This is a genomic window from Nostoc sp. UHCC 0251 (assembly GCF_034932245.1).
In the GTDB taxonomy this organism is placed as follows: Bacteria; Cyanobacteriota; Cyanobacteriia; order Cyanobacteriales; family Nostocaceae; genus Nostoc.
This window is the reverse complement of record NZ_JAYGHD010000299.1, coordinates 41,612-49,493: the sequence shown is the minus strand read 5'-3', so window position 1 is coordinate 49,493 and position 7,882 is coordinate 41,612. Positions and strand designations below refer to the sequence as shown.

Here is a 7,882-nt window from a genome sequence, read left to right as displayed (position 1 = left end):
TAACACACCCTACATATACTTAGATTTTTTCATAAATCAAATACTAGTCCTATATCAGCTACAAATTTGCTTTTGATACTTTTTCAATTTGCCCAGTAAAGTATGCTACTTCATGTTTAAGTTGTTGCGCTATTTCTAATCCTTTTTGAAAAGCTGTTAGTGCTTGAGGAAATTCTTTGCGTTCTACATACAATTGCCCAATTTGGTCATAAGCTTGCATCAGCCCGTAAAAGTTGGCGGCTTGCGTCTCTGTCTCCACAAGAATTTGGCTAGCCTGCAAAGCCTCGTCTGTTTGTCCTTGAGAACGGTACAGCCCAATTAACTTCTGCAAAGCTTCACCAGCCCGAACGTACTCTTTTAATTGCCAAGCAGTGGTATAAGCTTCTTGATAATTGTTAAAAGCTTCTAGCAGTAAGTTAGGATCTTCCTTTGCAAGCGATTCGTAATTTGAAGCGATCGCTAGCTTTAATTCTGGTATTTCAGTAAGATTATTTTCATTAACGTAAATTTCTGATAATTTATTAAGTACATTCAATGACTGCTGCGGTTGTTTTGTCTGCTCGTAAATGTAAGCCAGCCGTTTCAGATATGTTACCTCGTTTACACGGTCGCCTTGGGAAGTAGCTAAACTCAACAATTCTTCGTAGATTGGGGCGGCTTTGGGATAATCAAACCAACTCAAATGTAGTTCCCCAATTGTCCTGAGGTTTTCTAGTACTGCTGTTGTATTTTTTTGCTCTCGCACCACTAACAAAACTTGGTTGTAAGCTTCAACAGCTAGTTTAGGCGATCGCACATTTTGGTAAGCTTGACCTAGCGATCGCCACAATTCTAAATCTATTTGGGCAGTTGTTTTCTGAGATTGTGCCTGCTTTTGAATTGCCTGCAATCGCTGCGTAATATATTGTACTTCTTGTCCATCATTTTGCCTCCAAGCGATCGCCCCAACTCGTGATAGTGCTTGCACCTCTGCTAATGAACCTAAAAAGCGCCGCAAGCGAAGTTCCCGATTCCAAATTTCAAACGCCGCCACCTGATCTCCTGCTTGCAGTTTCGCTGCTGCTTCTTGATTTAATGCATCCAGCGCTGGTTCTAACTTTTGCTGTTCTTGGAGAGTTAACGACTGTTTATCCTTGGGCAAACGTGGTAGCAGTGGATCAGGTGTGGTAATTTCTAAGGGACTAGGAGGAAATTTATCCGTTGGCTTGGGCTTGTTAGTCTGTGCCAGGGTCAAAGAACTGCTAAAGAGTATAGCGGCAGTAACAATCACAATTAAGCGCCTGAGCATGGGTACTTTACCTTGCCTTGAGTTAGTTGCATGAGTTAATTATCCCCATGCCCTATTATTTTTACCTTATTCCAACAATTCTGAAGCGTCACTGATTGAAGAAAGCAGGGGAAGAAAGTAAAACCCTCCCCAATACGGTTTAGATAAGCTTTTATTCTCACCCCCTGCTCACCTACATTGCTTTATGTCTCTATCTAGTCTACGTATTCTATAAGTCAATCTAATATCAAGTTAATACAATCAAAGCTTTTTAAGTGCAATTACCGAGGTGACATATCATATTTATATGGTTTATGCAAGCGAGAATTTCTTGAAGATCCCTGAGGAATATACTGAATAATTTAATAAAAATTTTTATTTGCGTTCCTATGAGTCAGAAAATATACGCTCCCAATAATTACCTAATTATAGATATCCTTTATTAGAGCTAGTAGTCTGCCAACCCAAAAATGCTGGGTGAGGGCTGGGGAAAGGGGAAGGGTAAAGGGGTAAGGGATTTAAAACTTTCCCCCTTCCCCTTTACCCTTTACCCCGCCAAGTTCACTTGGCGAACTACTAGTTTGCTCTGAAAGTTAAGAAACTTGGTATGAGTTAGCACGACTATGACGAGTAGTACCGTGAAAAAGTTTTGGCGTTGCTGAATAAAAAGTGTGAATCAAGAGGTAGAGAAGCGATATCTCGTATCTCTACATGGGTTTTGACATTAAACAAAATCATTTTCATAGTTCTTATTTAGCAAACCAATTTTTTCATGGGTGCTGTTTGGTGGAACGAAGATATAGCCGCTTGGACTGAGGCTGCCAGTAGAGAGCGACTTTTACCCGTCTACAGTACTGAGTCTCCGTTTTTACTAATTTAGTCAGAAGCTACTTTTTCAACTAGGAAGGTAAAAAATGAAATGGGCTATTTACAAAAAGAATACAGGCAGTTTTGTAATAGCAGTGGCAATTATGGCTGGTGTTGGCGTAGTCTCATATCTTAGTTTGCTTCAGTATAGAGAAAACGCTCAATTGGTCACACATACGCGCGAGGTGTTGGAAAAGACTAAAGAAGTAATGTCACAGATCAAAGATGCAGAGACTGGACAACGGGGCTATCTTCTCACAGGCAAAGAACGGTATCTGGAACCGTATCGCGCTGCAACTGGCGAGATTGCTCAGAAACTTAAGGTTCTGCGCCAATTGACTGCGGATAACCCCAATCAACAACGGCGGCTCGATCGTCTAGAACCCATGATTGCCAAAAAACTGGTTTTGATCGAACAGGCGATTAACGCCAGGAGCAAAGATTTAGAGTCTGCGCTGCAAGTGCTTCAGACAGATCAGAGTCAGCAGATCATGGAGGATATCCGAATGCTGACTACAGCTATGGAGAAGGAAGAGAATGAGTTGTTGAAACAGCGCTCAATAGAGGCGAACGCCAGCGCTCATCAAACAACTTTGCTGACTATTTTTGGCAGCATTATAGCTTCTGTTATCGTCGGTTTAGCAGCCATGATTACCAATCAGGAACTTGCCAAACGCAAGCAGATAGAAAATTCTCTGCAAAAAGCTCGTGATGAGTTAGAAATAGAGGTTAACAAACGGACTGCCGAACTTAGAAACACTAACGAAGAATTGCAAACTGAAATTAATGAGCGCACAAAGGCGGAGTCCGAGATTCTGCGCCTGAACGTCCAGCTTGAGGGGCGAGTTGCAGAACGCACAGCACAACTCGAAGCCACTAACAAAGAGATGGAAGCATTTAGTTATTCTGTGTCTCACGATCTGCGGGCCCCCTTGCGGAGTATTGACGGCTTTAGCCAAGCACTACTAGAAGATTATGCTGACAAGCTGGACGCACTAGGCCAAAACTACCTTCAGAGAGTGCGTGCAGCTACCCAGCGAATGGCACAACTGATCGACGATTTATTGAATCTGTCACGATTGACGCGCAGTGAGATGCGATATGAAAAGGTTGATCTAAGCGCCCTAGTGGAGGCGATCGCTACAGAGTTACAGAAAACACAACCAGAACGCCAAGTAGAGTTTGCGATCGCACCGGGATTAGTTACCAATGGTGATACTCATTTGTTACGGATCGTACTAGAAAACCTGCTGGGTAATGCGTGGAAGTTTACAGGAAAACATCAAAAAGCACGGATAGAATTTGGGCTTTTGCAGCAAGATGACACCAATGTGTATTTTGTCCGTGATGATGGCACAGGCTTTGACATGGCCTATGTTGAGAAACTCTTTGGTGCTTTTCAACGCCTGCACGCCATGACTGAGTTTGAAGGCACTGGCATCGGACTAGCTACTGTACAGAGGATCATTCACCGTCATGGTGGCCGTGTCTGGGCTGAAAGTGCAGTAGAGCAAGGTGCAACATTTTACTTCACCCTTTAACTAGAGGAAAATATACAACATGATTTTACTTGTAGAAGATAATCCTGACGATGAAGCGCTAACCCTACGCGCACTCAAGAAAAACAATATTATGAACGAGGTAGTAGTGGCACGCGATGGGGTAGAAGCGCTAGATTTTCTCTTTGGTAAAGGTGGGTACACTGATCGCGACATGAGTGTTATGCCGAATCTCATCCTCCTAGATTTGAAGTTGCCTAAAATGGATGGTCTGGAAGTTTTGCGACAGCTGCGAACCGACGATAGGACAAAAATCCTTCCCGTTGTGATTCTCACTTCATCCAAGGAAGAGCAAGACTTAATCAATGGTTACAGCTTGGGTGCCAACAGCTATGTTCGCAAACCAGTAGATTTTTCCCAATTCAGTGAAGCAGTGCGACAACTAGGGTTGTATTGGTTTGTCTTAAACGAATCACCGCCAAGAGTATAAGCAGGGGGCAGGAGAAAGAAGTATGAATGAAAACTTTAGTTCTGGAAAATAAGAATTGTATCAAAGCTCAAGTGCCAGGAGATGCAAAGCTGACTTTCTTAATTACGAATTACGAATTACGAATTACGAATTACATGGGTACACCTCTGCGCGTATTACTTGTTGAGGATTCAGAAGATGACGCTTTGTTGGTGCTGCGTGAACTGCAACGTGGTGGCTATGAAGTAACATTTGAACGGGTTGATACACCCACAGCCATGAAAGCTGCGATGGGCGTTGGCGGGGCTTCTCTCCGAGAGGCTTCGCCAACGCCCAACGCAGGGCAAACATGGGATATCGTTATTTGCGATTATTCCATGCCCACCTTTAGCGCCCCTGCTGCATTGAAGCAGGTCAAGGAAAGTGGACTTGATCTGCCATTCATTATCGTCTCAGGCACTATAGGAGAAGATACCGCAGTCGCCGCCATGAAAGCTGGTGCTCATGACTACATCATCAAAGGTAATCTAGCGCGACTTATCCCTGCTGTTGCCCGCGAGTTGCGTGAGGCACTAGTGAGACGGGAGCGAAAACAAGCAGAGGAGCAAATTAAAGCATCGCTGCAAGAAAAAGAGGTGCTATTGAAAGAAATTCATCACCGGGTAAAAAATAATTTGCAGATTATTTCTAGTCTGCTCAATCTACAAGCAGAGTATCTCAAGGACAATCAAGCCCTTGAAGTATTCAAAGATAGCCAGAACCGGATTGAATCAATGGCTTTGATCCACGAGAAACTATATCAATCTCAAGACTTGGCAAGGATTAATTTTGCTGACTATATCCAAGATTTAGTAACTAATTTATTTTATTCATATAACGTTAATTCCAGCGCGATTACTTTGAAAATGAACGTTGAGGAGGTTTTTCTAGCTATTGATGCAGCTATTCCTTGCGGCTTGATTATCAATGAACTTATTTCAAATTCCCTAAAATATGCTTTTCCCGAAAGAGAACCGGGAGAAATTTGTATTGAATTTTGTTCTATAGAAGCAAATTTATTTACACTTACTATCAGCGATAATGGTGTCGGTTTTACCCAAGATTTTGACTTTCAAGCTACAGAATCATTAGGTCTGCGATTAGTAAAAGGTCTAACATATCAACTACAAGGCAATATCGATTTTATCAGCGATAACGGAGTGAAGTATAAAATTACATTTCCGGCTAAAGATTTATAAAATTATAAGTTAAAAATCATGAAACCAGTAAATATATTAATTGTTGAAGATGAAATCATCGTGGCAATGGATATACAAAATCGGCTAAGGAAATTTGGGTACACTGTTATGGGACTTGCCGATTCTGGAGAAGAAGCAATTAAGAAGGCGGCAGATGATTCTCTAGATTTAGTTTTAATGGATATTCATCTCAAAGGAAAGATGGACGGTGTGGAGGCTGCTCAGATAATTCATAATATTTTTCATATTCCAATAATATATCTTACCGCTAATGCAGATGAATCAACATTGGAGCGAGCAAAGGTAACAGAACCGTTTGGCTACATTCTCAAGCCTTTCAAAGAAAAGGAATTAAAGTTCACTATTGAAATTACCCTTTCCAAACATCAGACGGAAAAAAAATTAAAGCAAAATGAACAATGGTTGACTACTGTACTGAAAAGTATTGGAGATGCTGTGATTACTAGCGACGCATCTGGAACTGTGACTTTTATGAATCCGATCGCGGAGGTAATGACGGGTTGGAATTATTCAGATGCGTTTGGTAAAGAAGCAACAGAAGTATTCAATATTGCTCATGGAGAAACTCGTACAATAATTGAAAGTCCTGTAATGCAAGTCCTTCGGTCAGGTGTTACTGTCGGTCTACCAGAACAGACTATACTTATTGCTAAAAACGGTACAGAAACACCAATTGATGATAGCGTTGCACCTATTAAAGACGATAACGGTAACATTACAGGTGCAGTTTTGGTCTTTCAAGATATCACTGAGCGTAAGCAGATATTGGAGGCGTTAGCACGTCGCCAGCAAGAATTTAGAGCACTAGTTGAAAATGCACCTGATATTATTTCCAGATTTAACACTCAATTGCGCTACGTTTATGTTAATCCAGCTATTGAAGAGGTTACAGGCATATCAGCCGAAACATTTATCGACAAAACAAACACAGAGTTAAGTCTGCCAGAAGAATTTTGCTGGATATGCGATCGCAAGCTTCAACAAGTTTTCCAAACAAAGCAAGAAACCGAGTTTGAATGCAGTTTAGCGATCGCTTCTCAAACAAGACATTACCATATCCGTCTTGTGCCTGAATTGACTAGTGATGGTTCAGTATATTTTGTTTTGAGTATTGCTCGTAACGTTACTGCTCTAAAACTTGCGGAGGCACAATTAATTCATGATGCCTTTCACGATATACTAACCAGTTTGCCAAACCGCGCCTTATTTATGGAACGGCTACAACGTGCGCTTATGCTGGCAAAGCGACGTGCGGACTACACATTTGCTGTTCTCTTTCTAGACCTAGATCGCTTCAAAGTTGTCAACGACAGTCTCGGCCACATGATTGGCGATCAACTACTAACTGCCCTTGCTCGTAGGCTGGAGAACTGTCTGCGAGCTGGAGACACAGTTGCCCGTCTAGGGGGAGATGAGTTTACAATTCTGCTTGAGGATCTCAACAACATCAATGAGGTAACAGGCGTAGTAGAGCAAATACACGAGGCTCTAACATCTGCGTTCCAACTCAGCGGGTATGAAGTATTTACCACCGTCAGCATTGGCATCGCCCTGAGCAAGGATAGTTACAACCATCCAGAAGAACTCCTGCGCGATGCTGACATTGCAATGTATCGCGCTAAGGCATTGGGTAAGGCACGCCATGAGATATTTGACTTAACCATGTATGCCCAAGTCACGAAGCTATTAGAGTTAGAGATGGATCTACGGCGAGCAATTGAACGCCAGGAGTTCCAAGTTTACTACCAGCCAATTGTGTTGTTAGAAACTTACAAAATTATTGGCTTCGAGGCTCTCGTTCGCTGGCAGCACCCACAACACGGATTAGTTTCTCCAGACAACTTTATTCCACTAGCAGAAGAAACTGGGCTGATTATCCCTATAGGTTATTGGGTACTAAGCGAGGCTTGTCGGCAGATGCGGGCTTGGCAAATACAATATCCTAGTGACCCACCCTTGACAATCAGTGTAAATCTTTCTACGAAACAGTTCTCACAACCCGGACTCATTGAGCAAATTACCCAAATTATCCAAGCGACTGGTCTGGAAGCCAGTAGTTTAAAGCTGGAGATTACCGAAAGCGTACTGATGGAAAATATTCAATCAGCAACTTTTATGCTTTTGCAACTGCAACAGATGAATATCCAATTACACTTAGATGATTTTGGCATAGGCTATTCATCCTTGAGTTACCTGCACCGCTTTCCAAGTCATGCCTTGAAGATTGATCGTTCTTTTATTGCCAAGATTGGTGCTCACGGGGAAAACTTGGAGATTATTCAGGCGATCATCACCTTAGCAAAGAGTCTAAATATAGATGTAATCGGAGAAGGTGTAGAAACAGTAGAGCAACTGGCACAACTTAGAGCGATGAAATGCAAATACGCACAGGGATATTTTTTCTCCCAACCTCTGGATAGCAATTCGATAGAGACATTAATTGCATCTGGCATTCAGCCGAGATAAGGATAGCGTTACCTATACCACACTCAATATGGTTCGGTTAAGGTTTTTTTATGAA

At 42.1% G+C, this 7,882-nt stretch carries 5 protein-coding genes; 4 read left to right on the top strand and 1 reads right to left on the bottom strand.

Translation table 11 applies throughout. The features are described from left to right. Positions 1-58: 58 nt before the first annotated feature. A complete protein-coding gene (locus VB740_RS22430) occupies positions 59-1,288 on the bottom strand; it encodes a hypothetical protein (protein ID WP_323202111.1) in 1,230 nt (409 codons plus the stop codon). A gap of 893 nt (positions 1,289-2,181) precedes the next feature. On the opposite strand from VB740_RS22430, the gene VB740_RS22425 reads away from it, so the two are divergent. Genes VB740_RS22425 through VB740_RS22410 form a run of 4 tightly spaced genes read left to right on the top strand, consistent with a single transcriptional unit; the run spans position 2,182 to position 7,827 of the window. Beyond that, on the top strand, positions 2,182-3,675 hold the full coding sequence (locus tag VB740_RS22425; RefSeq protein WP_323202110.1) for a sensor histidine kinase: 1,494 nt from the start codon (positions 2,182-2,184) through the stop codon (positions 3,673-3,675). A gap of 19 nt (positions 3,676-3,694) precedes the next feature. After that, a complete protein-coding gene (locus VB740_RS22420) occupies positions 3,695-4,123 on the top strand; it encodes a response regulator (protein WP_323202109.1) in 429 nt (142 codons plus the stop codon). Between the two features lie 26 nt (positions 4,124-4,149). Next, complete coding sequence (locus tag VB740_RS22415) at positions 4,150-5,340, top strand: sensor histidine kinase (RefSeq protein WP_323202108.1); 1,191 nt, start codon at positions 4,150-4,152, stop codon at positions 5,338-5,340. 18 nt (positions 5,341-5,358) lie between these two features. Beyond that, positions 5,359-7,827, top strand: a complete 2,469-nt coding sequence (locus VB740_RS22410) for an EAL domain-containing protein (RefSeq protein ID WP_323202107.1) — start codon at positions 5,359-5,361, stop codon at positions 7,825-7,827. Positions 7,828-7,882: the final 55 nt, after the last annotated feature.

What these genes read in the sequence shown, in the direction of transcription:
- VB740_RS22415 (WP_323202108.1), top strand. Translation starts at nt 4,150, where the DNA reads ATGAAAACTTTAGTTCTGGAAAATAAGAATTGTATCAAAGCTCAAGTG.
- VB740_RS22430 (WP_323202111.1), bottom strand. Translation starts at nt 1,288, where the DNA reads ATGCTCAGGCGCTTAATTGTGATTGTTACTGCCGCTATACTCTTTAGC.
- VB740_RS22420 (WP_323202109.1), top strand. Translation starts at nt 3,695, where the DNA reads ATGATTTTACTTGTAGAAGATAATCCTGACGATGAAGCGCTAACCCTA.
- VB740_RS22425 (WP_323202110.1), top strand. Translation starts at nt 2,182, where the DNA reads ATGAAATGGGCTATTTACAAAAAGAATACAGGCAGTTTTGTAATAGCA.
- VB740_RS22410 (WP_323202107.1), top strand. Translation starts at nt 5,359, where the DNA reads ATGAAACCAGTAAATATATTAATTGTTGAAGATGAAATCATCGTGGCA.